This window comes from Candidatus Sysuiplasma acidicola (genome assembly GCA_019721035.1).
Lineage (GTDB): Archaea > Thermoplasmatota > Thermoplasmata > Sysuiplasmatales > Sysuiplasmataceae > Sysuiplasma > Sysuiplasma acidicola.
In genome coordinates this window covers 1-20,013 of the sequence record JAHEAA010000005.1, presented here as the reverse complement: position 1 = coordinate 20,013, position 20,013 = coordinate 1, and the positions used below count along the sequence as shown (strand labels likewise).

The 20,013-nt window shown below is 50.0% G+C and carries 21 protein-coding genes and 1 pseudogene; 13 read left to right on the top strand and 9 right to left on the bottom strand.

Features of this window, described 5'->3' with window-relative positions; genetic code table 11:
* Window positions 1-85 precede the first annotated feature (85 nt).
* From KIS30_03340 to KIS30_03330, 3 genes are all read left to right on the top strand, one after another.
* Window positions 86-1,756, top strand: coding sequence for an NAD(P)-binding protein (locus tag KIS30_03340; GenBank protein MBX8645778.1), 1,671 nt, complete (start codon window positions 86-88; stop codon window positions 1,754-1,756).
* A 93-nt stretch (window positions 1,757-1,849) separates the two neighbouring features.
* Window positions 1,850-3,130 carry an MFS transporter gene (locus KIS30_03335; protein MBX8645777.1) on the top strand — a complete coding sequence of 427 codons (1,281 nt, stop codon included), beginning with the start codon at window positions 1,850-1,852 and terminating at the stop codon, window positions 3,128-3,130.
* A gap of 258 nt (window positions 3,131-3,388) precedes the next feature.
* Window positions 3,389-4,741 carry a DHH family phosphoesterase gene (locus KIS30_03330; GenBank protein MBX8645776.1) on the top strand — a complete coding sequence of 451 codons (1,353 nt, stop codon included), beginning with the start codon at window positions 3,389-3,391 and terminating at the stop codon, window positions 4,739-4,741.
* On the opposite strand, the gene KIS30_03325 is transcribed toward KIS30_03330, so the two are convergent.
* Both KIS30_03325 and KIS30_03320 read right to left on the bottom strand, forming a co-directional pair.
* Window positions 4,738-5,718 carry a bifunctional N(6)-L-threonylcarbamoyladenine synthase/serine/threonine protein kinase gene (locus tag KIS30_03325; GenBank protein ID MBX8645775.1) on the bottom strand — a complete coding sequence of 327 codons (981 nt, stop codon included), beginning with the start codon at window positions 5,716-5,718 and terminating at the stop codon, window positions 4,738-4,740. The two genes, KIS30_03330 and KIS30_03325, sit on opposite strands and share 4 nt — an antisense overlap.
* 164 nt (window positions 5,719-5,882) lie before the next feature.
* Window positions 5,883-6,701, bottom strand: coding sequence for a hypothetical protein (locus tag KIS30_03320; GenBank protein MBX8645774.1), 819 nt, complete (start codon window positions 6,699-6,701; stop codon window positions 5,883-5,885).
* Between the two features lie 442 nt (window positions 6,702-7,143).
* Between KIS30_03320 and KIS30_03315 the strand changes: the two genes are divergently transcribed.
* Window positions 7,144-7,653: a CBS domain-containing protein gene (locus KIS30_03315; GenBank protein ID MBX8645773.1), complete on the top strand. Its 510-nt coding sequence runs from the start codon at window positions 7,144-7,146 to the stop codon at window positions 7,651-7,653.
* A gap of 14 nt (window positions 7,654-7,667) precedes the next feature.
* Here the strand turns inward: KIS30_03315 and folK are convergent, their stop codons facing one another.
* The 3 genes from folK to KIS30_03300 all read right to left on the bottom strand — a co-directional run bounded on the left by folK (window position 7,668) and on the right by KIS30_03300 (window position 9,377).
* On the bottom strand, window positions 7,668-8,186 hold the full coding sequence (gene folK, locus KIS30_03310; protein ID MBX8645772.1) for a 2-amino-4-hydroxy-6-hydroxymethyldihydropteridine diphosphokinase: 519 nt from the start codon (window positions 8,184-8,186) through the stop codon (window positions 7,668-7,670).
* The gene (locus KIS30_03305; protein MBX8645771.1) at window positions 8,179-8,535 is read right to left on the bottom strand and encodes a dihydroneopterin aldolase; all 357 of its coding nucleotides are present in this window, start codon (window positions 8,533-8,535) and stop codon (window positions 8,179-8,181) included. The genes folK and KIS30_03305 overlap by 8 nt, the downstream gene beginning before the upstream one ends.
* Window positions 8,536-8,627: 92 nt before the next feature.
* Window positions 8,628-9,377: an SDR family oxidoreductase gene (locus KIS30_03300; GenBank protein ID MBX8645770.1), complete on the bottom strand. Its 750-nt coding sequence runs from the start codon at window positions 9,375-9,377 to the stop codon at window positions 8,628-8,630.
* 135 nt (window positions 9,378-9,512) lie between these two features.
* Between KIS30_03300 and folE the strand changes: the two genes are divergently transcribed.
* The 6 genes from folE (at window position 9,513) to KIS30_03270 (ending at window position 14,449) form a co-directional block, all read left to right on the top strand.
* Window positions 9,513-10,082 (top strand): GTP cyclohydrolase I FolE, encoded by a 570-nt coding sequence (folE, locus tag KIS30_03295; GenBank protein MBX8645769.1) that lies wholly within the window; start codon window positions 9,513-9,515, stop codon window positions 10,080-10,082.
* A gap of 67 nt (window positions 10,083-10,149) precedes the next feature.
* On the top strand, window positions 10,150-10,467 hold the full coding sequence (locus KIS30_03290) for a Rieske 2Fe-2S domain-containing protein (GenBank protein ID MBX8645768.1): 318 nt from the start codon (window positions 10,150-10,152) through the stop codon (window positions 10,465-10,467).
* A complete protein-coding gene (locus KIS30_03285; GenBank protein ID MBX8645767.1) occupies window positions 10,467-12,212 on the top strand; it encodes an FAD-binding protein in 1,746 nt (581 codons plus the stop codon). The genes KIS30_03290 and KIS30_03285 overlap by 1 nt, the downstream gene beginning before the upstream one ends.
* A gap of 112 nt (window positions 12,213-12,324) precedes the next feature.
* The gene (locus tag KIS30_03280) at window positions 12,325-13,095 is read left to right on the top strand and encodes an SDR family oxidoreductase (GenBank protein MBX8645766.1); all 771 of its coding nucleotides are present in this window, start codon (window positions 12,325-12,327) and stop codon (window positions 13,093-13,095) included.
* 258 nt (window positions 13,096-13,353) lie between these two features.
* Complete coding sequence (locus KIS30_03275) at window positions 13,354-13,788, top strand: HAD-IA family hydrolase (GenBank protein ID MBX8645765.1); 435 nt, start codon at window positions 13,354-13,356, stop codon at window positions 13,786-13,788.
* Between the two features lie 199 nt (window positions 13,789-13,987).
* Complete coding sequence (locus KIS30_03270; GenBank protein ID MBX8645764.1) at window positions 13,988-14,449, top strand: peptidylprolyl isomerase; 462 nt, start codon at window positions 13,988-13,990, stop codon at window positions 14,447-14,449.
* Between the two features lie 31 nt (window positions 14,450-14,480).
* Here KIS30_03270 and KIS30_03265 read toward each other — a convergent pair whose 3' ends face one another.
* The 3 genes from KIS30_03265 to KIS30_03255 all read right to left on the bottom strand — a co-directional run bounded on the left by KIS30_03265 (window position 14,481) and on the right by KIS30_03255 (window position 16,732).
* Window positions 14,481-15,107, bottom strand: a complete 627-nt coding sequence (locus KIS30_03265) for a hypothetical protein (protein MBX8645763.1) — start codon at window positions 15,105-15,107, stop codon at window positions 14,481-14,483.
* 413 nt (window positions 15,108-15,520) lie between these two features.
* Window positions 15,521-16,336, bottom strand: a complete 816-nt coding sequence (locus KIS30_03260) for a hypothetical protein (protein MBX8645762.1) — start codon at window positions 16,334-16,336, stop codon at window positions 15,521-15,523.
* A 120-nt stretch (window positions 16,337-16,456) separates the two neighbouring features.
* Window positions 16,457-16,732 (bottom strand): hypothetical protein, encoded by a 276-nt coding sequence (locus KIS30_03255; GenBank protein MBX8645761.1) that lies wholly within the window; start codon window positions 16,730-16,732, stop codon window positions 16,457-16,459.
* A gap of 354 nt (window positions 16,733-17,086) precedes the next feature.
* On the opposite strand from KIS30_03255, the pseudogene KIS30_03250 reads away from it, so the two are divergent.
* Window positions 17,087-18,243: pseudogene (locus tag KIS30_03250) on the top strand (IS256 family transposase).
* Between the two features lie 32 nt (window positions 18,244-18,275).
* Here KIS30_03250 and KIS30_03245 read toward each other — a convergent pair.
* Window positions 18,276-18,467 carry a hypothetical protein gene (locus KIS30_03245; protein ID MBX8645760.1) on the bottom strand — a complete coding sequence of 64 codons (192 nt, stop codon included), beginning with the start codon at window positions 18,465-18,467 and terminating at the stop codon, window positions 18,276-18,278.
* 464 nt (window positions 18,468-18,931) lie between these two features.
* Between KIS30_03245 and KIS30_03240 the strand changes: the two genes are divergently transcribed.
* A complete protein-coding gene (locus KIS30_03240) occupies window positions 18,932-19,477 on the top strand; it encodes a hypothetical protein (protein MBX8645759.1) in 546 nt (181 codons plus the stop codon).
* Complete coding sequence (locus tag KIS30_03235; protein ID MBX8645758.1) at window positions 19,474-19,974, top strand: PIN domain-containing protein; 501 nt, start codon at window positions 19,474-19,476, stop codon at window positions 19,972-19,974. Before KIS30_03240 ends, KIS30_03235 begins: the two co-directional genes overlap by 4 nt.
* Window positions 19,975-20,013: the final 39 nt, after the last annotated feature.

Sequence of the window (20,013 nt, the reverse complement as noted above, 5' to 3'; positions counted from 1 at the left end):
TCCGTGCAAAATGTCATCCGCTCCGTCATGTTCAGCTGTTACTGCTGGAAAGGTTCAGATATTCAATCACAATGATGATTGCAGGATGAATGAAGACAAGATAGGCAAGCCAGGTACAATCGGGCACCTGACCGTTAAGAACCGCATTGTCATGGCACCCATGATATCCAACCTCTGCAACCCTGATGGCAGCACAAACGAAAGCCACATGGCATATCTCGAAGAGAGGGCAAAAGGAGGCGCCGGCCTCATAATCACAGAGTACTCGTACATCGACAGAACGAATTCCAGAGGTGCCAGGAATCAGATGGGCCTGTATACTGATGAATTCGCGCCGAAGCTGAGGCGGCTCACAGAAAGGATACACAACCACGGCGCTAACATATTCGTTCAGCTGGTGCACGCTGGTGGAAAGGCACTCACTGAGAACAATGCAGTGTGGCCGTATGCGCCGACGGCTGTTGATTATCTGGGAACCACACCTGCGGAAATGTCCCCTGCGGACATAGATGATGCCATTGCCAGCTTCGTCAGGGCAGCAAGAGTGGCGAAGCGCTCCAACTTCGACGGCATAGAACTTCACGGAGCACATGGTTACCTGATACAGGAGTTCCTGTCACCAGCACTGAATCAGAGAAAGGACAGGTATGGCGGCTCTTTCGAGGGAAGGATACGATTCGCACAGGAAATCATAGATGCAATTAGGTCAGAGGTGGACACCAATCTGGGCATCAGGCTGAGCCTCTATGAGGACGACGCCGACGGCTATGGCCCGGAGTACGGGCTTTCCATAGCTGAATCACTGAAGTCTGTCGACTACGTCCATTTCTCTGCGGGCAGAACAGCACCCCCCGGCTCTTCAATGTCATTCTATGGGGTGAAGACACACATCGCTGAGAGGCTGCCGAGAAAGCCCGCGGTGACAACGATCGTCGTTGGTTCCGTCACAAATGCCGCTGATGCACGCAGGGTGCTCGAAAAGGCGGACTTCGTTGCGGTGGGAAGGGGAATGCTAGCCGATCCATATTTTGCGGAAAAGGTCTTGGCCGGCGACACTGCGATTCGACCATGCATCAGGTGCAACCAGGCCTGCCGCGACCTCACGTACGGCGAAGTCAGGTGCACTGTAAACCCCTCGACTGGACTGGAATTGCTGGTTAACCCGCTGCCGAGAGTCAAAGGTGAAGTGAATGTCGTCGGCGCCGGTGTGAAAGGCCTCGAAGCTGCGATCTGCCTAGCGAAGGCGGGGCTGAGTGTAACGGTATATGATAAAAGAACAGACATAGGCGGCCAGCTGCTGGATATACGGGATAAGCACAAGAAGGGCGAATTCGTCAGACTCATCGAGTATTACAGGGAAGTGCTGAGGAAACTGGGCGTGCGTCTGAAGATGGGGCAGGAATACAGTGGAGACGGAATTTACTGTCTTCCAGACAGGACCTACCCACCGATTCCGACCGGACCGAATATCCGGTTCGACTCAAACATCTTCCAGCATCACGACGAGATACTGCACCTTGCGGGCGTGTCAAAGGTCGTCGCATCTGAGAGAATCCTGAACAGCCTGGATCGGGCGAGGGCTGCAGCCTTCCGCCGCCTGATCGAATCAAAGGGAGTCGTGTTTGCAACAGAGATGGGCAGTGAGTTTGATTTTTCAATCAGCGAGAGGCGGCAGTATGATATAAGGGCGGCAATGGTTTCCGGAAGAGAGGCTGCCAGGAAATATATTGAGGACAGGCATCTTCTGCACGCCTGACAGGGTGCAGCCCTGAGTGCGGCAGACAAGCCGGAAATTGATTGCCCGGTCAGCTGCTGCGGAAAGTTTTGTAAAATCTGGGGAGCGTATGATGTGAAGGGCATATCCGAGGGAATCTTTCGGAACAGGAGCTTTCTCGATTATTTCGGCATGAACCTGTCGTCCAGAACCGCTGGTGCTGTCACTAACGTGTCCGTCATCTGGTTCGTGTTCGCAGTAACACATTCTGCAATAGATGTCGCAATTGTTGGCCTTGCGGCTTCGGTGGCGACCGTAATTGTCACGCTCCCTGCAGGCGTATGGATAGACAGGTACAACCGCCGGGCGCTGCTCCTGTTCTCAAACGCGCTCCGTGCTGCCTGCCTGGTGATGCTTGCGCTGATTACCATTGAGGCAGGTTTCCAGCTGCTCGCAGTCATTGTGTTCAGCCTGGTATGGAATGGAGCCAACGAGTTATACAGGTCGACGGACCACTCGGTTCTTCCTGAACTCGTGGGGCCGGATGAAGTGGCTGACGCGAACGGCGTGACGATTGCGGGTTACAATCTGCTCGGTTCTTTTTCCAGCGCCCTCGGCGGGGCACTCATTGTGCTTGCAGGCGCAGTTCTGGCATTCATTTACAGCGCTGCAGGATACATCATTGCCGCTGTGTTCTCACTGTTTCTGCTATTGAGACTTGGGGCTGTGGGCAAAAAGAAGGTCGGGCGTGCGGGGAAAGGGAAGGCGATGATGGGCAATGAAATCAGGGAAGGAATGAGATGGCTCATCACACAGCGTGGACTTCTTGAACTGTCTCTCTCCGCAGTCATTTTCAACTTCCTGTTCGGCGTCACGTTCTATTTTCTGGTGATTTACGTCGGAGTCGGTGTCGGTGCGGGTGCATTCCTCTTTGGTGCCATACTTGCCGCGTTTGTCATAGGCGGGGCAGCCGGTGCTCTCCTTGTAGGGCGTACAGATGCGGTCAGGCACGCTGGAAAGGTGTGGCTGCTGGTCAATGGTGCCTGTGCCGGAGCACTGATGCTACTGCTTGGCGTTTTCCCGACTGTCCCGGTGGCGCTGTGTGCGGGCTTCGGCATAGGTTTGGTCAGCGGTTTTGGAGGAAACGTCTGGCTCTCGTCGGCGCAGAACCTGGTGCCCACACCGATGAGAGGGAGATATTTCGCGATAGACGGGTTGCTCAGTTTCATCGGCGGTCCGCCTTCTATTGTCGTAGGTGGCATACTGATAACAGTAATCGGCGTCGTGAAAGTTTACGAAATCGCGGGAGCGCTCCTGCTTCTCTCTGCTCTTGCATTCACACCTATGAAAAGCCTGTGGAATCTCGACGGCCGACCTTCCGCCGGGAGCGTGGTGGAGCCTGAGCATGATGTGTGACGATATCCGTTTACGCCTGCACGGAGAACTGCAAAACATGAGATTGCGTTGGATTCGTTGCATCATGTTGCATGCGACAGAGCGCCGCTTGCCCGACAGATCCCACGCAGGAGGTGGCCGCAAATGAATAACCGCCCAGGCGAAGCCTTTTGTGCACCAATATTGCTTATCTGCCAGTTTGCATTCCATGTGGCAGGGACGTAACATTTAGAGGATAACTCTTTGAAGGTTTCAGTATTGAGAGGCAGATGGATATAAATGAGCGGCATCAAACTCCAAAAAGAACTGCTTGAAAGGCTCGAGAGAGCCAAGGCTGTTCTCACCGGAGCACGTTCAGCCAAAGTCAGGGTCATCAGCCATTATGATGCAGACGGGATCAGTTCGGCAGCAGTCCTGTCCATTATGCTCCGGCGGCTGGGCGTCCCGTTTCACGCTACGATGACCCAGAGTCTGGACTCCCGTCTCTTGGACAGTCTTAAAAACGAAAACGGAAAGTGTTTTATCTTCTCCGACATGGGAAGCGGCCAGCTTGAGTTGCTGGAAAAACTCCAGTGTGACACAATTGTACTCGACCATCACAAACCTCTCCGTGACAGTGAACGCGTGATTCATGTGAATCCCAGCCTGTTCGGATCTAACGGAACGACGGACGTGAGCGGTGCGACAACCTGTTTCCTTCTAGCCCAGCACATCGATGACGCAAACTGGGATGCAGCCGTCCCGGCGCTTGCAGGAGCTCATGGCGACATGCAGCATCTCGGGGGTTATCGTGGATTGAACCTGGACATACTAAACGAGGCGATCAAGCGTCGAATAATAGTCGAACGAAAATCGCTTCAACTACAGGGCAATACTCTGGCCGATTCAATATTGAACTCGCCGGAACCTTATTTCAAAGGACTCACCGGTAAACCCGAGATTTTACCAGACTATGTCAACGCTCTCGGAATTAAACCGGACATCAACTACTCATCCTATTCTGAGGAGGATTTGAGGAGAGTTGCATCCGCACTGATGATGACGCTCGCATCAAACGGCTGCGATTATGAGAACGTTTCACAGATACTGTCGACTCAGTATTATTCGGAACTTACCGGAGTGAGCATTGCGGAGATGGCGAGTCTAGCCAACGCCTGCGGGCGAACCGGCAATTACGGACTGGGACTTGCCATGGAGCTGGCGGACGGAGAGGCTACCGCAGAGACGCTTAAGTTCAGACTGGACTATAACAAAGCAATGATTTCAAGACTCAACGAGCTTGAGGAAGGAATCGAAGAGATGGACAACATACAGTATTTCCGCTCAGACGATCCTTCTCTGGCCGGAGCGCTGTGCGGTCTTTATATGGCGTTCATAGGCCGCAAAGACAGACCGACGTTTTCATATTCCCTGGCCGGAGAAACATACAAAGTGAGCGGAAGAGGAACCAAGGCGCTGGTCGCAAGCGGATTGGATCTTGCAGAAAGTCTTTCTGTTTCCGCATCGAAGTTCGGAGGACACGGCGGAGGGCACGTGATAGCATCCGGTGCCATGGTTCCGAAGGAACATCTCATGGAATTTCTGAAGTCTGTGGACGAGATCACGGGCAAGCAGATTCGCAGCACGCACTAGCGCCAGGTAACCTGAACCTGATCCGTCCTGTATCTCTGGTTAACGGCGGAGCTCTCGATAGACATTCGCTGCCCGGAACCGTATGCGAGCAAGCCGTTCCACGCTATCATGACCCCGTTATCGACGAGATATTCAAATGGGGGCTCGAATACGCGCGCTCCCCTATCCGCGGCCATCTCATGAACCATCTGGGACAGCCTGCGGTTACGAGCAACTCCTCCCGCGAGCACTATCTCGCTCTTTTCTGCCTGTGCGATGGCTCTCTCAGTGACTTCCGTCAGCATCGAAAAAACAGTCTCCTGCAGGGAAAAACAAAGATCCTCCTGTGAACAGCCATTTTTCAGTTGCTGTTTCGCAGCCGTGAGAATGCCGGAAAACGAAACATCCATGCCCTTGACAGAGTATGGCAGATCAATCAGTTTCGTACCGGCTTTTGCCAGCTTTTCTATCACGGGCCCGGCATAGAATCCCAGTCCTGCCATTATGCCGAACTTGTCAAGCATGTTTCCCACGCCGATGTCCATGGTCTCTCCGAACACCCTGTATCTGGGTTTCGAGTAAGCGATGACCTGTGTGTTTCCGCCGGATGCGTAGAGCATTACCGGATCATCTACGGCATGTTTCATCCTGCCAATTTCGAGGTGTGCTACGCAGTGGTTTACACCTATCAGCGGTTTGGAAAGAGAAATCGAGATAGCCCTGGCGGCCGTTGCAACCGTTCTCAGACAAGGTCCGAGTCCCGGACCCTGTGAAAAGGCTATGACGTCAATAGACTCAATGCTTATTCCGGATCGCTTCAGAGTGTCCTCTATGAGTGGAACGACATGTTCTGCGTGATGGTTTGCAGCCTCCCTGGGATGTATGCCCCCTTTCTCAGGGCGATACATATGGCTTCCCTCCGCCAGTACATTGCCACCGGAATCGACTATTCCGATGCCGACCGTGTGGGCTGTTCCCTCAATGCCAAGGCAAATCACGTGATCTGTTTACCGGTATCAGGCATATAATTGTTGCACTCTGTCTTTCTTTCACGCAGTACCGTCTGTCCTTGCTTATGTCAATGCACGGTTTGCGCGAACATGGGCGGACCGCCACTTTATGTCGATACGCGCTGAATTTATGGCTCTTCCGGCATTGCATTTCAGCCATGATAGACTGTCTGGCGTTGCTCAATCTCTGCGGTCTCGATCGATGCATAGAGGCCCAGCGTAATGAGTACGGCGCCCGAAAACATCAGGAAATACTCCTCCAGGCTGCCCAGGCTCGAGGATAGAAACACCGAGGCAACATAGACAGCCACTCCTATCGCTATCGAGACAGCATTCAGGGCTCTAAACTTCAGGTGCAGCGGAGTCCTGTTTTTCTTTGAAGCATCAAATGCGGTCGATGAGTTCGGTGTCGTCTGAATGCTTTGCCTGTCTGTGGTAACACGTCTCTGTGTTTCACCGTCAGAGGACTTAGCCGCCTGGGAAGTTGCCGGCATGACGCTTGCGGCGCCAGGCGCAGATTCCTGTTTCATCTCCTTTGGCTGGTCAACAAGTATCTTCGATATTACATCGAGTTCATTCTCTGCTTCAGAAAGCTGCCTTTCCAGCTCCTTTATTCTGTCCTCGGCAGAAATAGCACTTCGGGTGGAGCTATTAACGGCAGCCGGTTGAACCGGCGTCTGAGACACCATGGCAGGCGCCACGGCAGGAACCTGCTCATCTTCCGGCTTCTGGTCAGCGGTGGCGGGTTTAGTCTTATTATTCCCTTTCTTTTTGCCGTTTACGTTCTTCTTCTGAGCCTCCGCTCCAGGATTCTCAGCCTGCTTGGGCGCGAGCTCCGACTTGAATGCAGATGCTGATGGCTTCTCGTCAATGTCGGTCTCAAACTCGTAGCCGCAAAAATCACAGGACCGTGAGTCGGCACTTATGGAAAAACCGCATGCCGGACAATTAATCTTGCGATTAGCAGCCATTCTCTAAACCCCTTTAGAAGATGAACACGTATAAGTTAAGCTTTTCCCATGGATTCCCAACAACGATAATTTCGACCTGGTCCGGCACAGCACGCCAACCGTCTTTCCGAAAAGTGTTTACAGGTTCACCGACTGGGTCTATGGCAGATAACCTGCCGGCTGAACGTGCTAGTATATTGCATAATGCCAGTCCTCGAATTGCAATCAGCATCAGATGCTTATCAAAATGGCCAGCGAAGAACGCTGAATTATGGACATGAATCCGGGCCATGTTTCCCGAATCCCATCATGAACTGGTGAATCCAGTTCATTTTGTCGCATTTAGCATGGTCGAAAGCGCCATTGTTATATAGGAAGCGGCAGGATTATTGGCATAGGCGCCGCGGACGGAGAGTCAAGGTTGCCCCCAGGCTGAGTGCAGATTGTGAAACTGGAAGACATCATGAGTTCGGACTATCAGACTATCAGTGAAGACGCCACCATTTTTGAAGCTGTCCAAATGATGACCAAGCATAAGGTGTATGGCATTATTGTGACAAATGCAGACGGTTTTCCGGTCGGTCTGCTCAGCGAGCGAAGCCTGATTAAGAGATTCATCCTCAGAAACAAAAGACCTGACGAAGTGCCTGTCAAGGCAGTGATGCGGAGACCACTCCCGTCTGTGCCTCACAATCTCTCATTGCCAAAGGTTGCCGAGTATCTGGTACGTAACGGTCTCGAGCGGACTACAGTGACAAATAATGGCAAGGTAGTGGGTTATGTTACTGTCTCGGACATGGCCGGATATCTGTCAAGAAAGATAATTTGGGATATCCTGTCCTCTCATCGAGTCTCTGATTTCATATATTTCTGTCCAAGGTGCGGCAGCGGGCAGCTTAAGCCCGTGTATGGTGAAAAAGGCGAGATCAAGGTATTTTCGTGCAATAACGATCGGTGCGACTATCAGGAATAATCGAATCAAGGGAATCAGTGAAGTTTAAACTCTTCCCGCAGTTCCGTGGTGTATCTGTCCAATGGTTTCATGCCTTTCCTGCTGATCGTCGTTGTTATTTCCCATATGTTCAGATGAGCGCAAGGCACAGACAATCTGTCGTTCAATTCCTGCAGGCAGAATGCAAGAAACGGTCTGTGTCTGATATCCGGGTCCGGAATATGCAGCCCCCTTTCGTCAAAGCACTCCTCTCCATATATTATCAGGTCGATGTCAATTGTCCTTGGAGCATATCTGTTGGCCACCCTTTTTCTTCCAAGCCTTGCCTCAATCTCTCTGAGAATGGTGAATTTGAGTTCGTGCGGTCCTACAGACGTCTCACATCTGGCCACGCAGTTATAGAAGTCCGGCTGTTCCACGCTCTTTATTGGCGAAGTGCGGTAAACAGTCGACAAACCGATAACGCCCGGATTTCGAAACAATTCACCGAGAGCGAGTCTGATGTTCTTCTCCGGTTCAAGATTCGATCCGAGCGACAGATACACATCAGCCATGATGATCTTTCTTTTCCCTTGTTATCCGAACTCCAACGCTTTTCGCGAACCTCAGTGCTCCGGGTTTTTCCACGGTCACTCTGGCCCTTTTGACGCCGTGTTTTGCCACGCAAATGTCTGCGATCATGCCAGCCATGGCCTCGAGCAGGAAAAACTCGGAACCTTCAACCTTGGAAATAATCTCTTTCGTCACCGACTTATAGTCGACGGTCGACTCTATTCTGTCAGTCCTTATCGCCTCCGCCATATCTGTCAACAGTTCGACATTTATCAGAACATCCTGCTTCTGCTTTCTTTCGATGTCATTAATGCCTATGATACATCTGAGGTGCAATCTGTCGATTATTATCGTGTCGCCCTGCTCCTCATCCTCACTATTTTCCTGCCTCACGCAGTTCCCTCATTTTCTGTTTAACCCGATGACACAGATGATTAATAGATTTATTTTCCGGCTCCGTAAACCCTGTGCAGCAGGTGCTGGCCACCGTCTATGAATATTATCTGACCTGTTATGAATCCGCTGTGCAGCAGAAACAGGACTGCGTTTGAAACATCCCGTGCCTCGCCGCTCTTCTTAAGTGGCACATCCGATTTGAGCTTCTCAAAATAGGCCGGACCTTTGCCTTCAGGGGGCAGGATGAGTCCAGGTGCAATTGCATTTACTCTGAATCGCGGTGCAAGGATCAACGCAAGTTCTTCCGTGATGTATCTCAACAACTGTTTACTGAGGTAATAAACCGGCCGCCCTATGTCGTGTCCCGAGATTCTCGTGTCCAGCAGATTTATTATGTCGCCACTGTCAACGATTTTGGAGAAACGGTTGGAGAGGATCCATGGAATCCATGTATTTGTCATGACTGTCGACCCCATTTTCTCCCGCTCATGTGATTTTTCCAGGGCGGCGGGATAGACAGAAGCGCTGTTGATTAGTATGTCGACCCTGCCGGCAGCATCTGTCGCTTTTTCCATAAGTTCGTCCGCAGAATCTGGGCCCGTGAATTTCTGGCCCACTGTCCATGCGTTCCTTCCCATTGCCTTTATTTCTGTTTTCAACGATTCTGCTTCGCTCAGTGAACTGTTGTAATGAAGAACGACGTCAGCGCCGTCGCTTGCTATTGCGATAGAAATCTCACGGCCGATCCTCTTGGCCGCACCCGTCACAAGTGCTGTTCTTCCTGCCAGATTTGCCATTTCTTTGTCATCCTGGTATTTGCTTAAATAGATCGGCAGCGCCGCAACTGTCAAAAGCCGGCACTCGTTGTGACATCATCGCTAACTCAAAGTACTTATATTCTATGAAAGTCAATTAAGTGGGGTCGTAACTCAATGAGGAGTTCCAGGTCGCAGGCACGCATCGAAGAAGCCGTGAGAACGATATTGAGGGAAATAGGAGTAAAAGAGGACACCGAAGTCTTCAGGAACACGCCGCGACGTGTCTACGGAATGTATTCTGAGCTGTTCTCAGGCATGAATGGCGATACAGAGCCGGGGATGACTTCGTTCAAAAATCCGGGTTATCACGATATACTTGCTATACGGTCTATACCACTGTACTCAATGTGCGAACATCATCTGCTGCCGATTATTGGCGACGTGTCGATAGCCTACATTCCCGGAGAGCGAATCGTTGGCCTGTCAAAGCTGCCTAGAACGGTGAAATATTTCGCATCGAGACCACAGGTGCAGGAACGGCTGACAAGTGAAATCGCAGATTTTCTGTTCAACAAGCTTGGAGCCAAAGGTGTGATGGTTTTCATCAGGGCAAGACACATGTGTATGGAGATGAGAGGAGCCAGATCTTTCAACTCAGAAACAGTATCGAACGCTATCCGTGGAACTTTCGAGAAGAACCCGGAGACAAAAGAGGAAGCTCTGAGACTGCTTACACAACAGTGAAATCGCATCAACTGCAGTCGCCGCTTTTTTTCGAAACCGTTTATAGGCAGTTGTTTCTTCACCATCTATGGCATGGCAACGCGTCGCCAACCTTGGCGACATTCCGGTTTCGGGGCTCCTGAGAACCCAAGCAGGCAGCATCGAGATATTGATCATCAGGGACGGGGAAAAGTTATTCGCCACGTCGCTCAGATGCACGCACGAGAACGACGATCTTTCCAACGGAATGCTCGAAGGAGGGAATCTGATATGCAGCTTTCATTATGCGACATTCAATCCCTCCACCGGAGCAGTCGTTTCTGCGCCTGAGGATGGCGGCGACGTGAAGCCTCTGAAGGTTTACGACGTTAAGGTGGAAAACGACGAAGTACTGGTGAATATCTGATGCATGTGCTTGTTTTTGTTAAGCAGATTCCGGATGTCAACAGGATAGAATTCGATGCAACCACTATGAGAGTGAAGAGAGACGGAGTACCTCTTCTCATGAATTCATTTGACAGAAAGGCTGTCGAAGAGGCAGTGAGAATACACGAAAAAACAGGAGCTACAACTATTGCAGTGTCCATGGGCCCTCCATCTGCTAAGGATGTATTGATCGAATCGGTTAGAATGGGTATCGATCGTGCGATTCTCGTTACTGACCGGAATCTGTCTGGCGCCGACACACTGGTAACATCCGAAGTGCTGGCAGCGGTGGCAAGGAAATTGTCACCCGATCTTATTCTGATGGGTAAATACTCCCTTGACGGTGAAACCTCACAGGTACCGCCCGAAGTCGCAGAATTTCTCAACTTTGGGTTCAAATCGTCAGTTTCCCGAATCGATTTTGACGAAGGTGGTCGTGTGGTGGTTGAACAGGATCGTGAAGACGGAGTTGCAGAGTTCTCTCTTCCGCTTCCGGCCGTCTTTTCAGTCAGCGAGAAGATCAATAAGGCAAGGGTGCCGGGGCCGGCCTCGCCGGATCTCGAAGAACGCGTACGCGTCATGAATCTGAGGGACGCCGGCGCGCAGGTAAGCGGTTCGGATTCACCAACTGCTGTCACGGGAACAGAGAGAGTGAATAGTTTCAGGAAGACATCCTTCATCGAAGCTGGGGAAGACGCCTTCAGGCTGGTATACACCATCGCCATGAAGTTCAGAAAAACTGCTGCCCGTAGAGTTGATCTGTCGAGTGGAGATGAACACAAAGGCGAACTATGGGGCATTGCACTCAACGATCCTGACACCGCAATGGAAATTGCATCTAAACTCGCAGAACTCTCCATACCGGAAAGCCTCTCTGTCAAAGTGATCGGCAATATTCCCCCTGAGGCGCTCGAAGGCATGCTCTGCCACGAATACCTGTATATTGATGGAGCTGGCAACGAACTGCTTACCGACACGCTTGCAGAACTCATCACCTCATCGAAACCACGCTGTATTGTTTTCCCGTCGTCTCTCGATGGTCGTGAAATCGCTGGAGCAATTGCCGCAAGACTCAGACTGGGGCTGACGGCTGATTGTGTGGGCCTGAAAATTGAAAACGGCAAACTCATACAGTACAAACCTGCTTTCGGAGGTGGCATAGTTGCCCGTATAATGTCCATGACTGCCCCTGAAATGGCAACTGTACGGCCGGGAATATTTCCCAGATGTGTTGGAACCGCCCCCATGCGTATCAGCACCGTTCAGCCTTCAGGCAGGACATCGCCGACAAGAGTGTCATTCAGGGAATTGTCCCGGGATTACAGGAAACTCAGCAGTTCAGACATCATTATTGGCGTGGGCAGGGGCCTGAAGAGCAGAGATAATCTGGTCGCAGTTCTCAATCTTGCAGGAAAAATGCGTGCCTCGGTAGGTGCTACCAGACCTGTTGTGGATATGGGCTGGGTCCCGAGGCAGCAGCAAATAGGACTCACAGGCACTTCAATTTCTCCGTCGCTCTACATCGCTCTCGGCATTTCGGGTCAGGATAATCACGTTGTGGGCATCAGGTATGCGGGAACAGTGGTTGCAGTAAACAACAACCGGGACGCGCCTATTTTCAGGTATGCAGATTATGGAATTGTCTGCGACGTTATGGCTTTCCTGAAGCAGTTCACGGAATTTGTAGACAGGCAGGTGGAACGGTTCGACGACACTGTTGTATGATCTTTTGGCAGAATGTATTTTGCTTGCGGGTTAAGTGCATATTAGTTTGAAAAGCGAAAATGTTTTGCGAAACTTATTAGTCTCCGATGGTTCATGGTAATCTGGTGTTATTTTGCCAGGCCGGTTAGACAAACGAGTTGTTGTTGTGACGGGTGCCGCTCTTGGAATCGGGAAGGCTACGGCTATCAGAGCCGCCGATGAAGGCGCATATGTTGCGGTGTGTGATGTGAAGGATACTGAAGGAAAAGATGTCGTCAGTGAGATTGTCGGAAAGGGCGGGCACGCATCTTACTATCATATGGATGTGAGCCGCGAAAAGGAAGTGAGCGGCACCTTCACCAGGCTCAACAAGGAACTCGGCCCGGTTTACGGCCTTGTCAACAATGCGGGCATAAGCGGGTCAAGCAAGCCTACGCACGAATTAACAGAGGAGGAATGGGACATAGTGTTCTCGGTCAATGTCAAAGGCACATTTTTCTGCACCAAGCACGCCCTTCCATATATGATAAGGAACAATCGCGGCTCCATCGTCAACCTCTCGTCGATTTACGGTCTAGTTGGTGGCGAGGACGTTCCTCCATATCATGCATCAAAGGGAGCTGTCAGAATGATGACCAAAGTGGATGCGTTGCTCTACGCCAAGCACGGAATTCGCGTCAACTCTGTTCATCCCGGATTCATAGACACGCCGATGGTCCAGAATTATGCGGACAGCTTAGGAGAAAGGACTGCCGTTTATTCAATGGTTGCAGGTATGCATCCCCTTGGCCGTCTGGGTCGCAGTGATGAAATTGCGAATGTGATTGTATTCCTCCTGTCCGACGAATCATCTTTCATGACAGGTTCTGAAGTGATTGCAGATGGCGGATATACTGCAAAATAGTCCTCATGCTGCTCATTAATTCTCGCTTGCTCATACGGCATTAATGTATATATTCCGCCGTTTATTTGCCGGATCCGGTATATTATTTTGAGGTGTCTAATTACCGATATTGGCGGGGTTTGCGTTTCGAACGCCTATGCAACAATGTCTGAAACGCTTAACAGACGGTTCGGAACAGATTATTTGAGAGCTTTCCTCATTTTGAGGGAGGAAGCCGTTGCGTTCGATGAAGGCCGGATCACCGTAGGTGAATTCTGCATGAGGGTTTTGGACAGACTCGAATTAAACATCGATGCAGGCGAATTCATTTCGATTCTGGACTCGAGCATAATCCCAGACAGGAAAGTGTGGAGTGTGCTGGAGCAGGCAAGGGACGCGGGTGGCGTGAAAATTGTCGCCCTGAGCAACATGCCCGAACACACATGGACCATGCTGAAGACCACTTACGGCATGGACAGGCTGTTTGACGGGGTCGTTCTTTCCTATGTTGTAGGTATCGTAAAACCGGATAGCAGGATATTCGATGCAGCCATCAAAGTTTCAGGAACAACTGCGAAGGACTGTCTGTTCGTTGATGATGCACCGGAGAATGTTGCAGCTGCTGAAAGACGAGGCATTGTATCGCATCTGTTCCGGAATGCAGAAGGTCTTGTAGCCTTCCTGAAAAACAATGGGATTATTCTGCGCAGTTAGCCCGGAGGATTGTCTTTCAGGCGTGGATCATTCAGCTTGCTTGTACTTCTGTCTGCTGCAGTGCCGGCACACTCTTTCAGCGCTGCACGGTCTGAACCAGATGACGGCAGCACATAATGTCATTCCTACAGCAGCCTGGACAAAAAAATAGTGGGCCGCATGGTTTAGATATATGTTGTCCGATGCTCAGACGATCCTAATGTCCAGCGTAATATTGGAAACTACGATGGGAAAGATTGTTATCGAACTCTTTGAGAGCGAAATGCCCGTTACCGCAGGTAACTTCAGAACACTGACTGAGAAGGGCTTTTACAACGGCGTCATCTTTCACAGAGTTATACCTGGTTTCATGATTCAGGGCGGAGACCCTACGGGAACCGGCAGGGGCGGACCTGGCTACAGCATTAAAGATGAGTTTTCGAGGAAAAACAGGAATTCAAAAGGCACGATTTCAATGGCAAATGCAGGGCCGAATACCGGGGGAAGTCAATTTTTCATAAATGTGGCAGACAATAATTTCCTGGATTCCAAGCACCCTGTTTTTGGCAGAGTTACCGAAGGAATGGATGTCGCAGTAGCAATAAGTGCCGTGAAGAGGGACAGTAATGATCGGCCTGTTTCAAAGGTCGTTATAAACAGGGCTACTGTCAAATCCGGCTGAATTGTAATTGGTGGAGAAAAGGCAGATGCCATCACCAGATGTATGTTCTTGTTGATTCGCTGTCGAATCTGCCCACGATCCTCGTATTCCTGCCCCTTCCATCTCCAGCCAGTCTGAGGAACGGGTACATTGCCCACATATCTCCGGAAGCCATCAGGGCTGCCGGATGATCTTCTCCCATCGCCTTGTTTGTCACGGCCGCTGTTACTCTCCTGACGTCTGTCTCGTCGATGTAGCCGATAGCGTGAAGATATTCGTGAGCGAGGACAACAAACACGTAGGAGTTGAATTCGCGCGCTGATCTCGCCATCTTCCTCATCAATTCCACGAGTGTTTCGTTGAGCACTATGTAGTTGCCGCCCACTTCCCAGAATGCCCCGAGTTCCGATGGAAGGTCGGAGAGCATGAGTCCGAGTCCGCTGCGCTCCTTGTTTATGACATACCTGACTGCCTTCCTAACGATCGAAAATATGCCGTCATAGTCCATTTTCCAGTCCAGAGCATAGGAATAAGGGGCAGGGAAATCCAGTTTTCCTGTGAGTGAGATATCTGAAGCACTCTTTCGCGTCGACTTATTACCAATGTCATTTTCTGCCCCGAGCAATGAAAATAGCCCGGTGCAGAAGCCAGCTGTATTGCACACTGTTTTATCTTGCACTTTGCAACCTATTCGCCATCCGACATATAAGTGTTCAGATAATCATGCACGTCATGTAACAATCAAACACTCCTTCAACGCCCCGGGTCAGGAACTGCTGGACTGCGGTGCGTGCTGCAACATGCTCTTAGAATGAAGTGGGCTCATCAGGAATTGAACCTATTCGGATTTAAGTCCATACCGGCATTACTATTTACGAAGAGGATTCTGGCACATGTACGAAGCGGCATTCTGATGGATAGATGTCACTAACAGTTGTGTTGTGAATTTGCAGACGATGCTGTGTACTACCGAGCTCTGCTACGCATATGCCACTGAGATATCCAGTTGTCTCGAAGATGGATAGCTAATTCATCTCTCACGATATCGACAGTTCACATTTGATCAACAAAGGGGTATCTATTGCTGCGGCTTCATTGCCCATTCGGGTTCCAGCCCTCAATAGTTAGAGTGAAATTGAGGACTGCCTGGATTATAGGTTCGTGAGGAATATAAACATTGATCTCGATGATCTCCGGCTCAACTGGACTCATGTAGACGTGCCAGGGCAAAGTACGGTTCATACCAATTATCGATATTCCGGTCACATTCGACTGGAGGTTCACCTGAGTGACATTGAAAGAGCCAGTCAGGTTGAGCAATGTGCCATTACTCCCTTGCAACACTGTGCCAGGGGCGAATTCGTAGCCATAAACAACCGTGGTGTCGTTCACAGGCTGCGGTCCGAACGGTACGGAAGTACTGGTAGAGACAGCTCCAACACCTCCTCCATCATACATACCGTATGTCTGGTTATTGAGATGCACAAACGCCAAGGAGAAGCCCACATTGACGAAGGGATCGAAGAGTATTTTCAAAGTGGATGAGCTGGAGTTGGTTTTAATGCCTATGGGCTGAGAAGGGTTCTGCCAGAATGAGAACGGCTTGTTGTATTCCTCCCACCAGATACTGTTGTTTTTGCCCCAGTATTTGGCATAAGCTGCATAGGCTCCGGGATAGTTGAACACAACGCCATACCATGTGTCTTTTTCCAGACCGTTGACTGTTATGGTGGACGGGTTGCCGACTGTGGAATTGGACGTGCGCTGGGCCACAGCCTGTGTGGGGTTAAACATCGAGACAGACCAGTTGCTGCCGGCAGGCAGGCCTGACTCCACGAATGTAACCGAGACCGTTCTGCTTGCCCAGTAATATGAGACAAGACCAACGGCTGACACTGCGACAACCATGATTACCACTACCACTGCTTTGACCTTTTGACTAATTTCACGACCCAGTTCTGGCGGCCGTACTGACTGAAGTGGAGGTCCCATATTCCCAAACTTCTCTTTACTCGCCTTGGTATCCCATCAAGCTATTTTGTCGTCAAGAAATATGCCGTTTGCTATATAGTCTCCTCCAAGAGTGCTGCCATGATAGACTGGTGCTGCAGATACGTCGTACACCGTGAAATTGCCGTGAAGCGCAGTTATGTTGTAGACAGGCAGCCAAGTGTTGTTGAGCGGATCAAAGATCTTCATTGTGAAGTTGAGCTGGCCGAGGAGTAGCCACTCCTCGGTCCCGTTTTGAAGCTGAACATAGATAGGTTGGTCGGTCAGGCCCGTGACTTTGACCATGCCATCCATACTGTCTTATGCTGTGATCAGAGTGTTGTACTCTTGTGACGGTAGCGAACAGGCTGACCCCGAGGTTGGTCTTTTGAGTTTGAAGGTTGCCCGGATTCGTTCAGCGGAACAGTGAACGGCAATAAATATGGGCTCATCCGGATTTGAACCTATTTGGGTTTAAGTCCATGTCTAAATTACGATTTACGAAGAGAATTCTGGCACATGTACGAATCGGCATTCTGATTACAAGATGTTACTCGCAGCTGCATTGTGAAGTTAAAGACAAAGCTGTACACTGGGACGTGTACACCTTTTGCTGTAAATTTCAATAGACCCTGTACCTTCACTCTTGAACATTAGGAGTGTTTGAGAATGGAAGCACAGGGCATAGAGAATAAGGATATCAGGGATTTAATAGCAGAGTATCTGAACAGCAATGAGCAGGGAATGCGCGAGCTCATGACATGGTTTCTCAATCAGGTCATGGATCATGAAGCAGAACAGCAGTCCGGTGCCGGCAGATACGTAAGGGGAAAGGGAAGAAGGGCACACAGGAACGGATACAGGGAACGAACACTGAAGACAAGACACGGACTACTTCAGCTGTCCAAGCCGCAGCTGAGGGAGTTTCCATTCAGGACAAAGGTCTTCGAAACATATTCCAGAGTCGAGAATGCGCTCACCAGTGTCATCATGGAATCGTACATCCAGGGCGTTGCCACAAGGGATGTACGCAGTGTCGTGGAGCAGCTCGGCGTAGAGAACATATCGCCATCTACCGTGTCGAGGATGGCAAAGGAACTGGATGTTGCCGTTCACCAGTTCCTTGACAGACCAATCGATGACGAGATTACATTCCTCATAGTCGATGCATCGTACTTCAAGGTGAGGGACGGAGCAAGATATGTCTCAAAGGCACTGTTTGTTGTTGCCGGCATCAGGGCGGATGGCAACAGGGAGATACTAGGTGCAAAGATCGCTGACGGCGAAGACGGACTGCTCTGGGAAGGGTACTTTGACGAACTGAAGGCAAGAGGCCTTCATGGCGTCAAGATGGTCATCTCCGACGGCCACAGGGGCATAATGCAGGCTGTGCAGCACTCGTTTACAGGTGCTGCATGGCAATTATGCCATGTAATGTACACTTCATGAGGAACATTATGAAGACAATGGCAAAACGGCATTGGCCGGAGGTGTCCTATGAAATGAAGGCTGCAATGAACAGCCCGGAGTCTGTTCCGGCATTCAGGGAGAGGCTTCTCTCCCTGGGACTGGAGAAGGCGGCGGATATGCTTGACCGTTACCATGATTCATTGTTCAACTACACTTCATTTCCCAGGCAGTACTGGAGGCGGTTGCGCACAACCAACATGCTCGAGCGGATAAACCTGGAGCTGAAGAGGAGAACCCGGAAAGTCGGTGCCTTTCCGGGTGAACAGTCGCTACTGCGACTGACGGTGTCCATACTTATGGACATCAATGAGGAGTGGATGACAGGCAGAAAATATCTTAGCTTGGAAGACAGTTGAGGTGAATAGAGTGGAAGTACAGGATCAGGAAATTACAGCAGATCTGGTACACTGTCCGCTTTTTCAATTGAACTCCTGACTCTATCCATTCTCTTCTGCGCATTTCTCTCCGTTCCCATTTTTGGCAATGACGTGAAAAAGGCTATAGTGCTATCATCCAGCTTATTTCTTTGAAGAATTGACAGCACCTTAATCCTACTGTCCTCTTCCGCATACCCGCTCATATTCACCAATACTCCAATAATGGGCCATAACTGCATTCCTATTTGCCGATTTCTTACCGAGAATCTTCTTACAGCGCATATATTTTATTCAAATATTGGCACAGTTATTGAGCTGGACAACCAAACCAATGCTTTGGGATCGAACCCCCCCGGCAGTTGAGCTCATAACCCAAGAATAAATTCTTGCAGTGGTCCGAAACAGGTTGCCAATAGTCAATAGCTCTGGCATTTAGAAATTCTGAAATGTTGCCCTTAACTGACCTTAATGTGCTCATAACCCTGTTGCACCAACTGGAGAAAGTCAATGGCATGCTGTGAAAATTGGCAATCCGGCGGTGAAATGGGATAGTCAATCACGGCAAATATCGAACACCGTCAATTAAATACACCTCTTTCCATAGCACCTATAAATCTGCAATCCTAAAGTTGGGCAGAAAATACTTTAATAGATAGTTGGTGAATGGTTGGCTGGAAAGAACGTGACACCATCAAAAACTCTCCTTGCGTTCATATTTGCAAGGGGCAAGTCGCTCAAGGATAATGAACCGGTTCCGACAAAGACACACTTGCAAAAGGAGATATTCCTCTACGAGCAGAAATTCGGGGACATATTCGCAGATGAGCACTACGTATTCAAACCCGGATGGTACGGTCCATTCTCTAAAGAGCTATCAAACGATTTAGAGGATCTTGTCTGGTCCGGCCTGGTTTCCAGGGATCGTATTGAACTTACCGTGGCTGGCTTCAAGGCAGGTGCCGAAGCCTGGAGAACAATCGATAGAGATAAACAGCGATCGCTGATTACGTTCAAAGAAAAGTATAATCGGATGAATTATGACGAATTAATCAAGACCGTGTACGATGCATACCCTGATTTCACTACAAAGTCCGCGTTGCGTGAAGATGTTGTGGATGAATACTTCCATAGGGTCCTGAAAGAACACGATGTAAGCGAAGATGAGTTGGTACAAGCAACATCACTTTTGAAGAAACTCGAAGTGAAAGATTGACTTCCGTCGTAATTGATTCAAATGTAATCATCGCGGGAATTCTCACCAAGAATAGGAGAAGTCCAAATAGACGACTGTACGACCTGGTGGTAAGCGACTTAATAACCGCTTACACTTGTGACGCACTGAGAGGGGAAATTGAACGCGTATTCCAGAATGATGGCAACATCATCGAAAGAGCCAAACAAATCAACAATAGAATGGCAGAGGTGCTCAGGATACTCGGCAGTCTGCAAGAACCTTATGTTCGAAGCAAACTCAATGCTATTTTCGAACATATGAATACCGTCAGTACCGCACACCTCACAGTCGATGAAGGGATCCTGAAAAGCTTGGGAAACGATTGGTACCTGATATCAATTGCTCTCGCAAGAAAAGTAGACTATATTGTAACTTGGGAAAACGCAGTAATAGCCATGGTAAATAGCAAGTATGCCCATGAGGGATTTAAGGCAGTAACGCCAACAGATTTTCTCGCAAAGGAATCTCAATGGTAAAGGACCCTCGAAAGTCATGCGCCATGTGTCACACAAGCG